The 15,732-nt window shown below is 47.9% G+C and carries 20 protein-coding genes; 17 read left to right on the top strand and 3 right to left on the bottom strand.

What is annotated here, in order from left to right; genetic code table 11:
• Position 1: 1 nt before the first annotated feature.
• From ABDK92_04210 to ftsY, 10 genes are all read left to right on the top strand, one after another.
• Complete coding sequence (locus tag ABDK92_04210; GenBank protein MEN3185826.1) at positions 2–538, top strand: DUF177 domain-containing protein; 537 nt, start codon at positions 2–4, stop codon at positions 536–538.
• A gap of 89 nt (positions 539–627) precedes the next feature.
• Positions 628–807, top strand: a complete 180-nt coding sequence (rpmF, locus tag ABDK92_04205; GenBank protein MEN3185825.1) for a 50S ribosomal protein L32 — start codon at positions 628–630, stop codon at positions 805–807.
• A gap of 14 nt (positions 808–821) precedes the next feature.
• Complete coding sequence (gene plsX, locus ABDK92_04200; GenBank protein MEN3185824.1) at positions 822–1,808, top strand: phosphate acyltransferase PlsX; 987 nt, start codon at positions 822–824, stop codon at positions 1,806–1,808.
• Between the two features lie 12 nt (positions 1,809–1,820).
• Positions 1,821–2,762: a nitronate monooxygenase gene (locus ABDK92_04195; protein ID MEN3185823.1), complete on the top strand. Its 942-nt coding sequence runs from the start codon at positions 1,821–1,823 to the stop codon at positions 2,760–2,762.
• The gene (fabD, locus tag ABDK92_04190) at positions 2,759–3,718 is read left to right on the top strand and encodes an ACP S-malonyltransferase (GenBank protein ID MEN3185822.1); all 960 of its coding nucleotides are present in this window, start codon (positions 2,759–2,761) and stop codon (positions 3,716–3,718) included. Before ABDK92_04195 ends, fabD begins: the two co-directional genes overlap by 4 nt.
• Positions 3,708–4,454: a 3-oxoacyl-[acyl-carrier-protein] reductase gene (fabG, locus tag ABDK92_04185; GenBank protein ID MEN3185821.1), complete on the top strand. Its 747-nt coding sequence runs from the start codon at positions 3,708–3,710 to the stop codon at positions 4,452–4,454. The genes fabD and fabG overlap by 11 nt, the downstream gene beginning before the upstream one ends.
• A gap of 23 nt (positions 4,455–4,477) precedes the next feature.
• On the top strand, positions 4,478–4,711 hold the full coding sequence (locus ABDK92_04180) for an acyl carrier protein (GenBank protein ID MEN3185820.1): 234 nt from the start codon (positions 4,478–4,480) through the stop codon (positions 4,709–4,711).
• A 12-nt stretch (positions 4,712–4,723) separates the two neighbouring features.
• Positions 4,724–5,458, top strand: a complete 735-nt coding sequence (gene rnc / locus ABDK92_04175; protein ID MEN3185819.1) for a ribonuclease III — start codon at positions 4,724–4,726, stop codon at positions 5,456–5,458.
• Positions 5,421–8,561, top strand: coding sequence for an AAA family ATPase (locus tag ABDK92_04170; GenBank protein ID MEN3185818.1), 3,141 nt, complete (start codon positions 5,421–5,423; stop codon positions 8,559–8,561). Before rnc ends, ABDK92_04170 begins: the two co-directional genes overlap by 38 nt.
• Before the next feature lie 11 nt (positions 8,562–8,572).
• Positions 8,573–9,487 (top strand): signal recognition particle-docking protein FtsY, encoded by a 915-nt coding sequence (gene ftsY / locus ABDK92_04165; GenBank protein MEN3185817.1) that lies wholly within the window; start codon positions 8,573–8,575, stop codon positions 9,485–9,487.
• On the opposite strand, the gene ABDK92_04160 is transcribed toward ftsY, so the two are convergent.
• Positions 9,484–10,644 carry a small ribosomal subunit Rsm22 family protein gene (locus tag ABDK92_04160; protein MEN3185816.1) on the bottom strand — a complete coding sequence of 387 codons (1,161 nt, stop codon included), beginning with the start codon at positions 10,642–10,644 and terminating at the stop codon, positions 9,484–9,486. The two genes, ftsY and ABDK92_04160, sit on opposite strands and share 4 nt — an antisense overlap.
• Positions 10,645–10,718: 74 nt before the next feature.
• Between ABDK92_04160 and ABDK92_04155 the strand changes: the two genes are divergently transcribed.
• From ABDK92_04155 to ABDK92_04125, 7 genes are all read left to right on the top strand, one after another.
• Entirely contained in the window at positions 10,719–11,120 is a 402-nt protein-coding gene (locus ABDK92_04155) for a PspC domain-containing protein (GenBank protein ID MEN3185815.1), read from the top strand.
• A gap of 21 nt (positions 11,121–11,141) precedes the next feature.
• Positions 11,142–11,624: a SoxR reducing system RseC family protein gene (locus ABDK92_04150; protein ID MEN3185814.1), complete on the top strand. Its 483-nt coding sequence runs from the start codon at positions 11,142–11,144 to the stop codon at positions 11,622–11,624.
• 86 nt (positions 11,625–11,710) lie between these two features.
• Positions 11,711–12,103, top strand: coding sequence for a PadR family transcriptional regulator (locus tag ABDK92_04145; GenBank protein ID MEN3185813.1), 393 nt, complete (start codon positions 11,711–11,713; stop codon positions 12,101–12,103).
• Positions 12,100–12,588 carry a permease gene (locus ABDK92_04140; GenBank protein ID MEN3185812.1) on the top strand — a complete coding sequence of 163 codons (489 nt, stop codon included), beginning with the start codon at positions 12,100–12,102 and terminating at the stop codon, positions 12,586–12,588. The genes ABDK92_04145 and ABDK92_04140 overlap by 4 nt, the downstream gene beginning before the upstream one ends.
• A 9-nt stretch (positions 12,589–12,597) precedes the next feature.
• Complete coding sequence (locus ABDK92_04135; protein MEN3185811.1) at positions 12,598–13,131, top strand: permease; 534 nt, start codon at positions 12,598–12,600, stop codon at positions 13,129–13,131.
• Positions 13,132–13,193: 62 nt separating this feature from the next.
• Entirely contained in the window at positions 13,194–14,393 is a 1,200-nt protein-coding gene (locus ABDK92_04130) for an FprA family A-type flavoprotein (protein MEN3185810.1), read from the top strand.
• A gap of 36 nt (positions 14,394–14,429) precedes the next feature.
• The gene (locus ABDK92_04125) at positions 14,430–14,921 is read left to right on the top strand and encodes a ferritin (GenBank protein MEN3185809.1); all 492 of its coding nucleotides are present in this window, start codon (positions 14,430–14,432) and stop codon (positions 14,919–14,921) included.
• Between the two features lie 23 nt (positions 14,922–14,944).
• Here the strand turns inward: ABDK92_04125 and ABDK92_04120 are convergent, their stop codons facing one another.
• On the bottom strand, positions 14,945–15,334 hold the full coding sequence (locus ABDK92_04120; protein ID MEN3185808.1) for a PaaI family thioesterase: 390 nt from the start codon (positions 15,332–15,334) through the stop codon (positions 14,945–14,947).
• A 22-nt stretch (positions 15,335–15,356) separates the two neighbouring features.
• A partial coding sequence (locus tag ABDK92_04115; protein ID MEN3185807.1) for an ATP-binding cassette domain-containing protein occupies positions 15,357–15,732 on the bottom strand: 376 nt, incomplete at its 5' end.

Here is a 15,732-nt window from a genome sequence, read left to right as displayed (position 1 = left end):
GGTGCAGCTCTATCTTGGAGAAGTGAAAAAAAGTGTAGGGAATAGGTGGAGGGATGTCCTTCAGGAGAGCCCTGAAGCATTGTGGTGGGAAGGAGAAAAAATCCTTTTTGCGCAACCGATCACGGTTGAGGTACAACTCACCAATTGTGGCTCAGAGATTCTGGTAGAGGGAACGCTTACCACGGTCCTGGTTTTGGACTGTTCACGTTGTTTAGAGCCTTTTCTCTATGCGATGCGCGTTGACTTTAATCTAGAATTGCGTAATGTGAATCGCCTGAATCGTCCTTCTGACCTGGAGGCCGAAGCAGAAGAGACCGACGAAATCAAATACTTTTGTGAGCACGATACCTATGTGGATATTACCAAAGACCTGGAAGAGCTCATTCTGGTTAATCTTCCCATGAAACCCCTTTGCTGTCCAGAGTGTTTGGGAATATGTCCGGTATGCGGGGTAAACCGTAACCAGACGCGATGTGACTGTGAGGCAGATGACGTTGACCCCCGGCTGGCGATTTTAAAAACCTGGAAATCTCCGTAGTAGGGGAGAATTTGCAATAGCTGGGAATTTATTTTATACTATCTTACAATCTTTTCGGGCTTGAGAAGAAGCGAAGGAGGTACCGAACAATGGCGAATCTTACCAATAAAACATCGCGCTGCAGGAGAAATAAAAGAAGAACCCACTGGGTCATCAAAGCACCAATCCTTTCTGAATGTCCTCATTGTCATCTCCCGAAGTTGCCTCACCGGATTTGTCCGGAATGCGGGTATTATCAGGGAAGACAGGTTTTGAAAGTCGAGAAGTAGTTGGGGGGTGACTGATGAAGATTGCTGTGGATGCATGGGGTGGGGATTTTGCCCCTCGGGAAATCCTGCAGGGGATAAAGAGCGCTCTGAGCCCCGATTGCGTGCTAGTGGTGGTGGGTGCGCGGGAAAAACTGCTTCCGCTTTACGAAGAGCTGGAGATGCGTGAGCAGGACTTCCCCATTGAGGATGCTTCCCAGGTTATCGAAATGCATGAGCATCCAGCTGATGCGGTACGCCGGAAACCGGATGCGACGATTTGTCGGGGTATTAAACTCTTAGCTCGTAAAGAGATTGACGCCTTCGTCTCTGCGGGGAATAGTGGTGCCGTGATGGCTTCGGCCTGGTTGAACTTGAAAGGGCTTGCTGAGATTGAAAGGCCGGCGATTACTGCGCTCATTCCCAACGTTAAATCGTATACCGTTCTTCTGGATGTCGGTGCCAATGTTGACTGTAAGCCAAAACACATCCTCCATTTTGGGATTATGGGGGCGGAATATGCCAAGATTGTTTTGGATATTCTCTCCCCCCGGGTGGGGATTTTAAGCATCGGAGAAGAAGAAGGGAAAGGAAACGAATTAACCAAGGCTGCGTACCAGCTCTTTCGAGAGAGACAGAATCTTTTAAACTTTGAATTTGTGGGTAATGTTGAAGGGCAAAATATTGTGGATGGAAAGGCCGATGTGGTGGTGTGTGATGGATTTACCGGTAACGCCCTGCTGAAATTTGGGGAAGGATTGATTGAGTTTATTGCTTCTTCCCTCGGTCGGGAATTTCAGGAACCGCATCTCCAAGAGAGGCTCAGTATGTTCTGGCGAAAGCTGGATCGGAGTGAATATGGAGGTGCACCACTCCTTGGTGTGGAGGGTGTTTGTTTGGTTTGTCATGGAAAATCAAAAGCGCGGGATATACGAAGTGCAATCTTCCGGGCGCGTGAACTGGTAGAAAAAGGAATACTGCATAAAATCAAAGAACGTCTTTCAAAATTGGGTTTCGAGAAATAACGAGGTGTAAGGATGGAGAATCGACTTACCCGACTTTTAGGTATCACCTACCCCATTTTGCAGGGGGGGATGGCATGGGTGGCCACAGCGCCCCTTGTGACCGCAGTTTCCGAGGCTGGAGGTTTGGGAATTATCGGTGCGGGAGGCATGGATGGAAAGCAACTGCGGGAAGAGATTCGTCTCGTGAAGTCAGCCACCACAAAACCTTTTGGGGTGAATCTCATGCTTCTTTCCCCAGCTATAGAGGAACAGATTCAGGTGGTTAAGGAAGAAAAAGTGCCAGTAGTGACCACTGGGGCAGGTAACCCTGGATCGCTGGTGGAGGAATTTGCTTCCCTGGGTATTCTCACTATTCCTGTTGTGGCTTCCGTGGCTTTAGCCAAAAGACTTTTGCGACACCGAATTCAGGCAATTATTGCCGAGGGAATGGAATCGGGGGGACATGTGGGCGAGGTAACGACCATGTGTCTTATTCCCCAGGTGGTCGATGCTGTGGATATTCCCGTCATCGCTGCAGGTGGTATCGGTGATGGGAGAGGTATGGCTGCTTGTTTTGCCCTTGGAGCAGAGGGAGTACAGATTGGGACTCGCTTTATTTGTACCCCTGAATGTGACGTGCATCCCGCATATAAAGAGGCAGTTCTCGAGGCAGGAGATCGCTCCACGGTGGTAACGGGAGTCACTACCGGCCATCCGGTGCGTTGTTTGAAGAATCGCCTGACTCGCAAGTTTGAGGAGCTCGAATTCCATGGTGCGTGTAAGGAAGAGGTTGAGGCGCTGGGAGTGGGAAGACTCAGGGCTGCGGTATGTGGCGATGTGGAAGAAGGCTCGGTGATGTGTGGACAAATAGCGGGCCTTATTCGGGAGATGAAACCGGTTCGGGAAGTCGTCACCGAAATCATGGCTGAATTTAAAGCAACGATTTCCGCACTGCAGGCGCTGGTGAAAGAATGATGAGCTGGGTTTTTCTCTTTCCCGGGCAGGGATCGCAAAGGGTCGGGATGCTTGCGGAATGGCAGGAGCTTCTGGGGTCGGAAATCGAGGCCCTTTTTGGGCGTGTTAATCAAATCTGTGGGTGTGATCTTTTAAAGCTCGTTTTGGAAGGTCCGGAAGAAGAATTAAACTTGACTTTTAATGCGCAACCAGCTATCTTAGCGGTTAGCATACTCCTTTTCCGATTTTTGCAGCGTCGGGGGGCTTGTGTTTCATTGGCTGCGGTGGCGGGGCACAGTTTGGGTGAATACTCGGCCCTCTGTGCAGCAGAGAGTATCACTTTTGAAGAAGCCATTTTTCTGGTACGGAAAAGGGGAGAACTCATGCAGGAGGCAGTGCCTGAGGGAACGGGGACCATGGTGGCAATTGTGGGTCTTCCGATGGTGCAGGTCGAAGAGATGGTGGCTTTCTTTCACCGCCAGGGGGAGAAGGTCGAAATTGCCAATGTGAATTCCTCGGAGCAGGTGGTGTTGTCGCTACCTAAAGTCATGGTGGAAGAGGTGCTGAAGCAGGTAAAAGAACGTGGAGGGAAAAGAGCGATAGAACTTCGGGTCAGCGCTCCCTTTCATTCAAGTTACATGAAAGAGGCAGCAGAGAAGTTTCGGACTTTTTTGGAAGCGGTACCATTTAAGAAGCCTCGGTATCCTTATGTCAGCAACGTGACGGCTTCCTATGTGGAAGATCCTGAGGAGATTAAACGTCTTTTGATTCAACAGATGACTGCCCCGGTACGGTGGAAAGACATTATGGACCTTCTCTATCGTGGTGGCGCGAGAGGTGTGGTGGAAGTAGGACCAGGGGTGGTGCTGAGTAAGCTTTTTGAGCGAGAATATCCTGCGATTCGGGCTTTGAACACGAATTCATTAAAGGCCGTGCAATCTTTTCTGAGGGAGGCGGTTGGTGTAGATGATTGGTGAGAATCAGGTTGCTCTGGTGACCGGTGCGGCAAGGGGAATTGGTCTGGCCATTGCCAGGGCTCTGGGGCGGAGTGGTGTCCGGGTGGCGATTAATGATGTTGTTACTCCCCAGGAAATGGAAAAAATCATTGAGGCATTGCATGGGGAAAACATTGAAGTCGTTGGCTATGTTGCTTCAGTGGTGGAGAGAGAAAAAATTCGAGAGGTGGTAGAGGATATTGTTGCCAAGTGGGGACAAATTGACATTCTGGTTAATAACGCCGGTATCACGCGAGACGGCTTATTTGTGCGCATGAAAGATGATGACTGGAGGATGGTTCTGGATGTTTGTGTGCAGGGAACGTATAATTGCACGAAAGAAACTTTGCGTCACATGATGAAAAAAAGATACGGGAGGATCATCAATATCTCTTCCGTCGTTGGTGTGATGGGGAATATGGGACAGGTGAATTATTCGACGGCAAAGGCGGCCATTTTGGGATTTACCAAATCTTTGGCTCGGGAGGTCGCTCATCTGGGAATTACGGTGAATGCCATTGCTCCAGGATTTATTGATACCGAAATGACCCGTAGATTACCGGAACAGGTCCGAGAGTTGTGGCTCAATCAGGTTCCCATGAAGAGGTGGGGTGAGCCTGAAGAAGTGGCACAGTTGGTTTCCTTTTTGGCTTCGAAGGGAGCTGGGTATATCACTGGTCAAACGATTCACATTAACGGTGGTCTCTTAATGATTTAAAATATCCTTAGGGGGTGTGCGAGATGGACGTTTTCTCTAAAGTGAAGGAAATCATTGTGGATCAGTTGGGAATCGATGAAGAAGAAGTCACGCCAGATGCTTCATTTATTGATGACCTGGGGGCCGATTCTCTGGACATCGTGGAACTCATTATGGCTTTTGAAGAAGAGTTTGACATTGAAATTCCCGACGAAGACGCTGAAAAGATTACCACTGTCGGCGAAGCCGTGGAGTACATCGAATCCAAGATTGGTTGACTTGGCGTTTCGATGGTTTTACCCGAAAGGGATTTTCGCCAGCTCGAGAATATCGTTGGGTATGGTTTTAAAAATAGCGAATTATTAGTTTTGGCGTTACGTCATAAATCTGCTCTGGAAGGCAAGGAAGGATCCTGTAACGACAAACTGGAGTGGTTGGGAGATAGGGTAGTCGGGCTTTTTATCGCCGACTACCTTTTTCATAATTATGATAAACCTCGCAGCTGGTTATCTCTGATGAAGTCGAAGTGGGCCAGCGAGGAGTGCCTGGCTCATTTAGCACGGAAAATTCGTTTGGATCAGTTTATCGAATTGGGTAAAGGGGAAGAACGGAACGGAGGTCGGGCAAAGGATTCTATTCTTTCGAGTGCGTTTGAAGCCCTTATCGGTGCCATCTTTGTGGACTCTTCTTCCTACGATGTCACCAAAAAAGTCCTCGAGAGAATATTTTTGGGTGAGGGTGGTATCGATGACGCGCTCCTCTCCATCAATTATAAAGGGCTTTTACAACGGTGGTGTTTGCAATACTGTGCTTCGCTTCCTGAGTACGAGGTGGTTGCAGAAAACTGGGATTGTGGTCTATATCGGGTGGCAGTAAAGATAAGAAGTCGGGTTTTGGCTGTGGGGGAGGGGAAAAACAAGAAGAAAGCGGAACAGGAAGCAGCTCGTCGAGCTTGGGAAAAAATTATCAGCGAAGAATATCTGACCCATGAGCTATTTGAAAACCGTAGTTCTTCAGGGTTTTAAGTCTTTTGCTCACCCTACGGTGGTTGAGCTTTCTTCCGGCCTTAACGTCATTGTGGGTCCCAATGGTGCTGGGAAAAGCAATCTCCTCGATGCGCTTCGCTTTGTTTTGGGAGAAAGAGTGCAAGAAGGAAGGGGAAGTCGGATTGCCCAAGTCATTTTTCATGGTTCCTCCTCTTGTAAGCCCCTTGGTATGGCCTCTGTAGAGACAAAATGGGCCAAAAAAGAGGATGATGTGTGGTGGTCGATCGAGCGCAGGGTTTTTGTTTCTGGAGAGTCGGAATATTTGTGGAATGGGGAAAAAGTGCGTCTTCTGGATTTAAAGTCGAAAATCCGGGCAACTGGGTTTTCTCTGGAACGAATGAGCATGGGTGTGGTTAACGGTGGCTCTCTGGGAGCCGTATTCGACCTTAGTCCTGCTGAGCGTCTGCGATGGTTTGAACAGATGAGTGGTATCGCTGAGATACGGATGAAATTGGGTATTCTCCTTTCCCGTTTGGGGAAAGCCAAGGAACGGGAAAAACGATTTGCAGAGCGTTTGCGGGAAGTCGAGTCCCAGATGGAACGTCTGAAGATCCTGGCGCGGGAAGAGGAAGAGTACTTGCGAGTGGAGCAGGAAGTGCGTTCCGCCAGAAAATTTTATCTCTGCCAGATGAGGTCGCTGAAGGAAGAGAAGATGAGGAACGTTTCTCAGGAGAGGGTAAAACTGGAGGGGGAACTCGCTGAGCTGTGTGCTCAGATTACAGTTCTTCAAGAGGAACTTATGCTGGAAAGAAAGGAGTTGGAATCCCTTCGTTCTTCCCTGCGGAAATGGCAAACGGAAAAAGAAGAACGGGAAAGGGTTAAAAGGAAAGACGAGGAAGAGCTGTACCATCTCCTGACGCGTGGAAGAGAAAGTGTGAAGTTGAGTTTTCTCTATAGAATGAAGTTGCGGGCTCTGGAAAACGAGGTTGAGCGGCTTGAAAGTCAAGTGCAGGATTGGCACGAGAAAGGCAAGCGGTGGGCTTGTTCTTTCCGTGGCGAAAGAACGCAGGCAGTATTGCTTCACTTCCAAAAGGGAAAGATTCAGGAACGTGCTCAGATTGAGGAGGAACGGATTGGCCTGGAAAGAGGACTTGTACAAAGAGAAACCGCATTGGCTCGGATAGCCGAGGAATGTCGGCAGGATGAAAAAAAGAGAAAGCGTATGGAAGAGGAAATACAGGAGCTCTCCGCAGAATGTGCGAAAAAGGAAGCGCTTCTTTGCGCTTTGGAGGGGAAGAAAAAGACCGTTGTTGAAGAAATCCAGACGCTTCAAGAGCGTATCCGTAAAAAGAATGTCATTCTTCAAAAGATTTCTGGAAAATTAGCCCAGATTCAGGAAGGTCACTGTGCTCCCGAAGTGGAGAAATTGGTGCAGCAATTTACGCATGCTGGCTGGTCTCAGCGTGCAGTTTATGCGCTTTCCTGGTTTTTGCAGGGTAAAGGGTGGTACGAAAGGGAAACCGTGGAGCTCAAAAAAATGGCGGAAGATAATCTGGGTCGGATGGTGGTTCCTCTGTCTTCTTCCTGGTCTTCATGTTCGATGGGGGAAATTCAGGCTTTGCTTCGCCAGAATGTTTCGCTCTCATCACATTTGATTTCTTCTGACGGTAGTTGCCTTTTGCTTCAGGGGGGGATTCTGATTTTTCCTTTTAAAGCGGTTTCGTCTTTACGGGGGTCTCGTTTTTTGAAGAGTTTGCAAGAGAGGAAAAAGCAATTTGAGATGGCCGTTCAATCGGCAACGCAGCGTCTTCAAAACCTGGAAAGAGAACTCCAGATGATGGAAAAAAAACACTGGGAAGCTCAATTTGAACTTGAACACGCTAGGAAAAGGATAAAGCAAATCCAGAAGGAGTATCAGGAGGTTATTCTGGAGATTGAGGGTAAAAAAAAGGAAGAAGAACGAATCTGGGAAGAGAAAGGAGAACTCTTGAAGGTTTTAAAGGGCTTAAGGGGGAAAAAAGCAGAAGTTGAGCAATCGCTAAAACGATTGGAATTGAGCCTGAAAAAGGTTCAAGAGATGCTTGTCATGAAAAGAAAAATTGAAAGCGAACGGGAAAAACTGCGCTGGGAAGTTCGAGTTTTGAGAGATAAATTTGCTGAGGTTAGGGGCTTTTTTGAGGAAGAAAAAAAGACTGTTCTTCTTTTGGAAAAGCGTTTGCAGGCTTTACTCCCTAAGTTTCAGGAACATCAGGCTTTTCTGTTCGAGAAGGCGGTGCGTCTTGGAGAAGGAAAACGCTCTGAGTACGCTCAGAATATGGTCATTCAAAAAAAGGAGGACCGAATCCGGGAACTGGAAAGGCAGAGAGAAGGGCTTATCCAGAAGATAGAACGATTGCGGTTGCAGGAGGAAAAGTTGTCTTTAGAAAGGGGAATTTTGGAGCAGGAGCTTGGAGAACTGGAGGACGTGGCTTTAGGGGATCACTTCAGTTTTTGGGAACTCAAAGAGGTCGAGGATTTCGTCCAGGAGAGGACCGCCTGGTTGAAGTCACAAAAAATACGCCGAGGGGCGATTGAGGAGCTGCGAGATTTGCAACAACACTACCATGCGTTGCAAAAGCAAGACCAGGAAATTCTGCAGATTTTCCATCAGGTCGAAGACGGTTGTTCTCGTCTGGAACGCGAAGGAACGAGGCAGTTTAGAGGATTTCTCCAGGAGGTGAAAGCGGCCTTCGAACGGTACTTCAAGAAGATATTTCAGGGTGGGGAAGTGTATTTTCTGGAAGAGCCTCATGGTATCGATATCGAGGTTAAAATCCCTGGTAAGAAAAGGCAACCGCTTTTGCTTCTGTCAAGCGGAGAAAAGGCGATTACCGCCTTGTGCTTGCTTTTTGCCATTTTTGAAGCTGGTCGCTTCCCTTTTTGTTTCTTAGATGAAGTGGATGCCAATTTGGACCATACAAACAGCACCCTTTTTGCCACGGTGCTTTCCGAGTTTGCGCGTTCTCGACAGGTTATCGTGGTCACACATCAGGAAGAGGTGATGGAAAAGGCGCACCGGATTGTGGGAGTGACCATGAATGAACCTGGTGTTTCTCAGATTGTTTCTTTTGAACCGGCACGCCACAGCTTTTCTGTGTCTTAAGGAGGAAGGATATGAGTGGGGCGTTTTTTAAGAAATGGTTACAAAATATTGGAATGATGAAAGAAGAGGTCAAAGAGCGCTTTTCTCGGCTCTGGTCCCGGAAAGAAGTCAAAGAAGAAGAGTGGGAAGAATTAGAAGCGATGCTCATTCAGGCTGATATTGGACCAGGTATGGCGATCGAGTTGGTGGAAGAATTTCGCTCCCTGCGAGAGGCTTCTCAGGGTGGTGGAGATTGGCAAAGTTGGCTTTATGCCAAATTGCTTTCCTTTTTGAAAGGTCATGAAACCCGCCTTTTTCCGAATGCTTCTTTGGAACGCCTGCGAGTTGTTCTCTTGAGTGGCATCAACGGAGTTGGAAAAACCACCACAGCAGGAAAGATGGCTTATCGTTTGCAAACCCAGGGTGAGCGCGTCCTTTTGGTTGGGGCAGATACCTTTCGGGCTGCGGCATCGGAGCAACTCGAAGTCTGGGCCCAGAGGGTAAATTGTCGCTATTTTCGTGGTTCTATAGGTGCTGATCCCGGGGCAGTGGTATTTGACAGTATCAGTTCGGCCTTGAATAATGGTCATTCTGTGGTTATCGTAGACACCGCCGGGCGTTCTCACGTCAACAAAAACCTCCTGGCTGAACTGGAAAAAGTGGTGAGGGTGACGAAAAAACTGGTGGAGCCTTCACAGTTTGAGAGCCTTCTGGTTATCGACGCCTTGACGGGACAGAATGCCTTCTCCCAGGTGGAGTCAATTGCCCGGGTGGCTGATCTTACGGGAATCGTCCTCACCAAGTGGGACAGTCAGGCCAAAGGGGGCATTATCTTTCGAGTGGTCAGGGAATTTGGGTTGCCGGTGAAGTATGTGGGAGTGGGAGAGGGTATCGAGGATCTCGTTCCCTTTGAACCGGAAGAATTTGTCCGTGCCGTTGTCTATTAACCTTCAGGGGGTTGGTAGAGGATGGTGATTTGGGCCTCTTTGGGGAGACGGTGCTTTCCTGATAGCGTGATGAGTGAACTTGTGGAAAAATAGGTTCCCTTTCTTATGGTGAGCCAGGGATCGTTTGGGACGTAGTCTCGCTCGAGCTTTTCGATGTCTTTGAGTTCTCCCCCCATGCATCCCCAAAGCCGGGATTTGCTTTTTTCTTTGATGAGGTGGCTAGTGCACTTGATGACTGGTCCCTCGCAGGGGGGAAATGTTTCGGTAAGATGGTGATTCTGTGGGGTAAAAATGGCGTAGCTCAACTTAAGATGACGAGTCTGGAGCCCCACGGGTTCTAAGAAGCGGAGATAATTGGGACTTCTCCAACGCCATTCTTCATAGCACCAGTTTTTTTGTCTTAAGGCGGGGCAGGGCAAGGAGTGAGGGCAAGGGCTGTACGGTGTGATTCGGTATTGCTGAATTAAGAAATCCCGCACGAAATGGAGCCGTTGGGAAGCATTTTTGGTTCCTGGTTCGATGAAGATTGCTGTGAGGTGGTCTTCCAAAATGAAGGCACCAAGTTTTTTTGAAAGGTCCATTAAAGGGACTCCTTGGGAGACAAGTTCTCCCAAGGAGTTTGACATCAAAAGAAGGTGAGGATGGAGGTTTTTGAGCTCAGTAAAACTTCCTGCTTTGCGCAAATCCATTTTGAGAAACTGGTAACTAATCTGGTAGTGGGAAGGAACCAGCATTGTCATGAGTTCGCAGGCCACCCTCAGGGCGTGAGGGTCCACGTCGACTCCAGTATACTCGAAATGGATAGGGGGAAGGTTCTCCTGCTTATAGAGTTCAAGAAGTGCTATAATGGACGGTGTTATCCCACAACCGATATCAAGAATCCTTAGGCTTCCTGTAGTTGTTCTGAGAGCTGGATGTCTGAATGTTTCTTTCAGAGTGAAATACATCTTATGGAGACTGACCGGAAGGAAATAGAGGAGATATCCTTTTAAAACTTCTTTTTGCGCGAAATAGCGAACGGGCCTTTCTTCTTCACCAAAGGTAAAGAGGCTCGAGGCAGAAACAATAGCACGCCTGATTTCTTCCTGAGCAGGCGTACGACGCCCAAAGAGATAATGTGGAATGACCGTGTCTAATTCTTGAAAAAGCGTGCTCATTCCTCTATCCTGGGTTTTGTTTTCCGTGTATTATAAAATTATACATGATGACTTTTTGAAAGCGAGTGGGAATCATGAAGAGATTGTACCGTTCTCGGAAAGAGCGAGTTCTGGGAGGTGTGTGTGGGGGGATTGCTGAGTACCTGGAAACGGACCCAACCATTGTTCGGTTGATCGCGGTGTTATTCATTCTTCTTGCCGGAAGTGCAATTGTGGCATATCTTATCGCCTGGATTGTGGTTCCAGAGAAACCCAAAGAAGAGGAGGTTGAGCTTCCTGAAGGAAGTCGTAATAGCCAAGACGAGGAGAAGAAAAATAATCGCCAGATTCTGGCCTGGATTCTTCTTGTAATTGGTATTCTCTGGCTTTCCCAAACCTTTTCTCACTTCTTTATCCGTTTTATTCCCCATCCGGGACAGATTCTTTTTCCACTCATTTTGATTGTGGGAAGTGTAGTTCTTCTTCTGAAACGATAAGGTTCTGGCGGAGAGCATGCGATGCGTCGTCGGGGGACCGTAATTGACGTTTGCGGAATGTACGCTCAGGTGAAAATGGAAAAAGGTGTTTCCTGCGGGGAAGAGGGCTGTCCGTTCAACACTTCTTGGATCGATGATTCGCAAAGTGATTTTTACGTGGTTAATGCTCGCAATTGCATTGGTGCTTCGAAGGGTGACGAGGTTCTGGTTGAACTTCAGGATTCCACAGCCCTTGCCACGGCTTTTCTGGTGTACCTTTTTCCTGTGGTCGGAGTTTTGGTTACGTATCTGGTACTGCACCTGTTTGTGCGTTCCCCTCTCATCCTTACCTTAGGGGTAATAGGGAGTGTGATGACTTTTTTCTTTTTCATCCGTTGGATTGACCGTTCTTTTGCTCCTGACTACCAGATTGTTGAATTTTTCGATGCTGGAGGTTGCCACTCCTGTCCCCTGGTGCAGAGGGAAAAGCCCGATTCTACCTCACCTTCTTCCAGGTTCAAATAGGTTGCCCATTTTCTTGCTGGGGTTGATTGACAGAGTATTCCTGTTTCTATATAATTTAATTATCTCTATATGTTTTTTTCATATAAATGATGAAAAAGAAAAGAAGAGTCTCCAATGGTTGCCCAGGTTTTAAAATTGAACGTTTCTTTCGGCCCTGTCTCCTTCTTCTTTTAGCCCATGAACCATCTCATGGATATGAGCTTCTGGAGGAGATTCGCAAAACCTGGTTTCAGAATGAAATGTGTGACGGGGGATTGGTGTACCGGAGTTTGCGTAGGATGGAAGAGGAAGGTCTGGTGCGTTCGGAATGGACCATGGGCAGTTCTGGGCCGGCAAAACGGGTGTACTACATCACCGAAAAAGGACACGCTGCGCTCCGGTCCTGGGTTGTCCATATTCAAAGCCAGCTAAAACGATTTGAGGCCTTCCTCAGAAAATATGAGGAACTGCTTTCTGAAAAAAGGGGGAAAACACCGTGAAAGACCCTTCAGTACCAATTTTTTATGGTCTTGCTCTGACCTGGCTTTTGGTGTCTTTGGTAAAGGATAAAAAGAAGGCCGTTCAGGCTCTGTGGCGAGCTTATCGGAGTTTTCTTTTTATCCTTCCTCCCTTTGCCGTGATGATATTGCTCATTTCATGTTTGGTGGTTTTTTTACCGAAAGAAACTATTGTTACCTACATAGGAGAGAAAAGTGGTTTTGTAGGGTATTTCATTGCTTCAATGGTTGGTTCGGTTACCCTTATTCCCGGTTTTGTGGCTTTTCCGCTGGCCAAGGTGCTCCTAGAGAATGGTGCCGGGATTGCCCAAATGGCGGTTTTCATTTCTACATTGATGATGGTCGGAGTGGTAACGGCACCTCTGGAGTCACAGTACTTCCGTTTTCATGCTACCTTATGGAGAAATCTGCTGGCCTACTTCTATTCCTTCGTCATTGGGTACAGTGTTTACCTGTTCGTGAGGTGATAAGGCAAGATGAAAAGGAAGGGTTTGAACTCGTATTATGGTTTTCTGGTGGTTCTGGCGGTGTGTCTTGGGATTACCGTCTATATGCCATCCTGGGGAAGAAAAATCTTTGCCGTGGCGTTTCAAAATACCCTTTTTATGCTTGGTGTGATTCCTCCGATTTTTGTTTTAACGGGCCTTTTTGATGTTTGGGTCCCTAAGGAAAAGGTGATCAAAAAATTGGGTGACGCATCAGGATGGTTGGGTATTGGAATCGCCGTTGCCCTCGGAGCCTTTGCTGCTGGTCCCCTCTATGCAGCGTTTCCCGTGGCTGAGGTTTTACTCAAAAAAGGGGTGAGTCTGCGGAATGTGTGGGTCTTTCTTGGGGCATGGTCGACGATGAAAATTCCCATGCTCCTTTTTGAGGCTCAAAGTCTGGGGGTACGTTTTGCACTCACTCGATATGGAATGTCTTTTGGGGGAGTTCTGGTGATTGCTTTTCTCCTAGAACGTCTGGTTTCTCTGGAAGAGCAAAACGAAATTCGGACTCGTTTCAGCGTATAGAAAACGAGAAAAGGGTCTTTCCTGGAGTATAATGAAGGTAAACTCAGAATGGAGGTGTTTTTATGCCTTCAGTAGCGATACACTCTGGGATACACTGGATAGGAGTGAATGATCATACTACCGACCTTTTTGAGGGTCTGTGGCCGATTACCCAGGAAGGAGTTTCGTACAATTCGTATCTGGTCATGGATGAAAAAAAGGCCATTGTTGACCTTGCCAAATCCCTTAAGGTGGACGAATACTTGAGGCGAGTTGAGGAGTCTTTGGAAATTTCTCAAATTGACTATATCATCCTGAACCATCTTGAACCTGACCACACCGGGATTCTCAAGGTATTATGGAAGATGGCTCCACGGGCAACGTTGCTCTGTTCGCCTCAGGCAAAAATGATGGTTTCGGCATTTTATGGAATTACTGACCGCATCCGGGTGGTGAAGGACGGTGAGGAAATTCCTCTGGGTGAGAAAACACTCAAATTTTTTCTGACCCCCATGGTTCACTGGCCAGAGACCATGATGACCTATGAGAAAAGTTCACAGGTCCTCTTTTCCTGTGATGCTTTTGGAGGATACGGGGCGCTGCAGGGTGCTATTTTCGATGACGAATGTGGTGACTTTGATTTCTATCAGCAAGAGTCCCTTCGCTACTATGCCAACATCGTGGCAAAATTCAGCACTATGGTGCTCCGGGCCATTGAAAAGCTTTCCAGTTTGCCAGTTTCAATTATTGCTCCTTCCCATGGGCTTATCTGGCGCAAGCAACCGAGCCTCATTGTGGAGCTCTATCGTCGCTGGGCGACCTACGCTGAGAGTGGTGGAGAAAAAGAAGTAACGCTGGTGTATGGCTCGATGTATGGAAATACCGAAGCCATGATGGATGCACTTGCCCAGGGGATTGCTGAAAGTGGCGTAAGGGTGGAAATCTTTGATGTGCGGAGGCACCATGTGAGTTATATCCTGCCGTCACTCTTAGTGCGCAGGGGGGTGGTGGTTGGTGCACCCACTTATGAGAATGGTCTTTTCCCTTATATAGTCCATTTGCTGGATCTTGCTGAGCGAAAGAGCATAAAACACAAAAAGGCGCTCTATTTCGGGAGTTTTGGCTGGTCTGGTGGAGCTAAAAGAGAATTTGAGAAGTTTGCCAGTCAGCTGAATTGGGAAGTCGTGCAATCCTTTGAGTTTCAGGGTAGTGGAAAACCAGAAGACTTTCATCGGGCGGTGGAATTAGGTCGGGAATTTGGCCAGTTGATACGTGGTTTATAATAGGAATAACGAAAAGAAGGAAAAGGAGGAGTTGCGATGTTAAGTCAGAAGCTGGAACAGGCAGTGAATGAGCAGATTAAAAATGAACTCTATTCTGGATATCTGTATTTAGCCATGGCTGCTCAGTGCGAATCGATGAACCTGGGTGGTTTTGCCCACTGGCTGAAGGTCCAGGCTAAAGAAGAACTGGGGCATGCCATGAAACTCTATGATTTTGTCAATGACCGGGGCGGAAGAGTGGTGTTGGAGGCTATTGATAAGCCACCAGTAGAGTACAAGTCCCTTCAGGAGATGTTTGAGGCGGTCTATAAGCATGAGCAAAAGGTTACTGGACTCATCAATGCGCTCTATGAGATGGCCAAAGTGGAAAACGATTATCCATTGCAGGTTCATCTTCAGTGGTTTATCGACGAGCAGGTGGAAGAGGAGAAAAATGCCGTTGAGATTTTGGCTAAGCTCAAGCTGGTTGGTGAAAGCGGAAATGGGTTGATGATTCTGGATAAAGTCATGGGGGAACGAGAAGGATAGAAGACGGGGCCAGGCCCCGTCTTCTACTTCCGATAGGAAATAGCGCGGGCCAAAGCAATCAGCTCTCCGTCTTCATTGTGTACTTCAATGTCGTAGATGCCAGTTTTTCGGGTGAGTGCCACTTCCCGGCAGAAAGCGGTGAGGAATCGCCCCTGGGCGGGTCGAATGTAATGGACAGTGATGCTCATCGCCACCGCGTCTTCAAGATGTGAATTGCATGCCATTTCGAAGGCTTCGTCAATGAGGGAGAAAATCGCCCCGCCATGAGTGAGTTGGAAGATGTTGTGTAAATCTGGTTTGAGTTCCATTTTGATTCGAGCGTACCCCTCAGCTAACTCTTCCAGTTCAAAACCAAAGAGCCTTGCGTATGGTTCTTGAGAGAACCGTTCTTTGAGCATTTCGATCTTTTCCATAGTATCCCTCTTCGAAGCGTAATCAGGATGAATGCTCTAGGTCTTCGAGGTTGCAGGCATGGGACTCCAAAATTTCAGTGGCTTCCTTAAGCCCGATTGTTTTGGGATAGACCTCTTTGCAGAGCTTTCCGTCAATGAGCTCAATGACCCGGTCAGCTTGGAGGGCCACGTCCCGGTTGTGGGTTACCATGACCATGGTCATGTTTGATTCATGCCGGATTTCGGCAAGGAGTTCAAGGACTTGTTCCCCAGTTTTGGTATCCAGAGCTCCGGTGGGTTCGTCAGCTAAGATGAGTTGCGGAGAATTGAGCAGTGCTCGAGCGATGGCCACTCGCTGTTGCTGACCCCCGGAGAGGAGGTTGATCCGTTTTTTGATGGCTTCCTTAAGACCGACCCGT

It is taken from the genome of Atribacterota bacterium, assembly GCA_039638595.1.
Taxonomy (GTDB): Bacteria; Atribacterota; Atribacteria; order Atribacterales; family Caldatribacteriaceae; genus Profundicultor; species Profundicultor thermophilus.
This window is presented reverse-complemented; position numbering and strand designations above follow the sequence as displayed.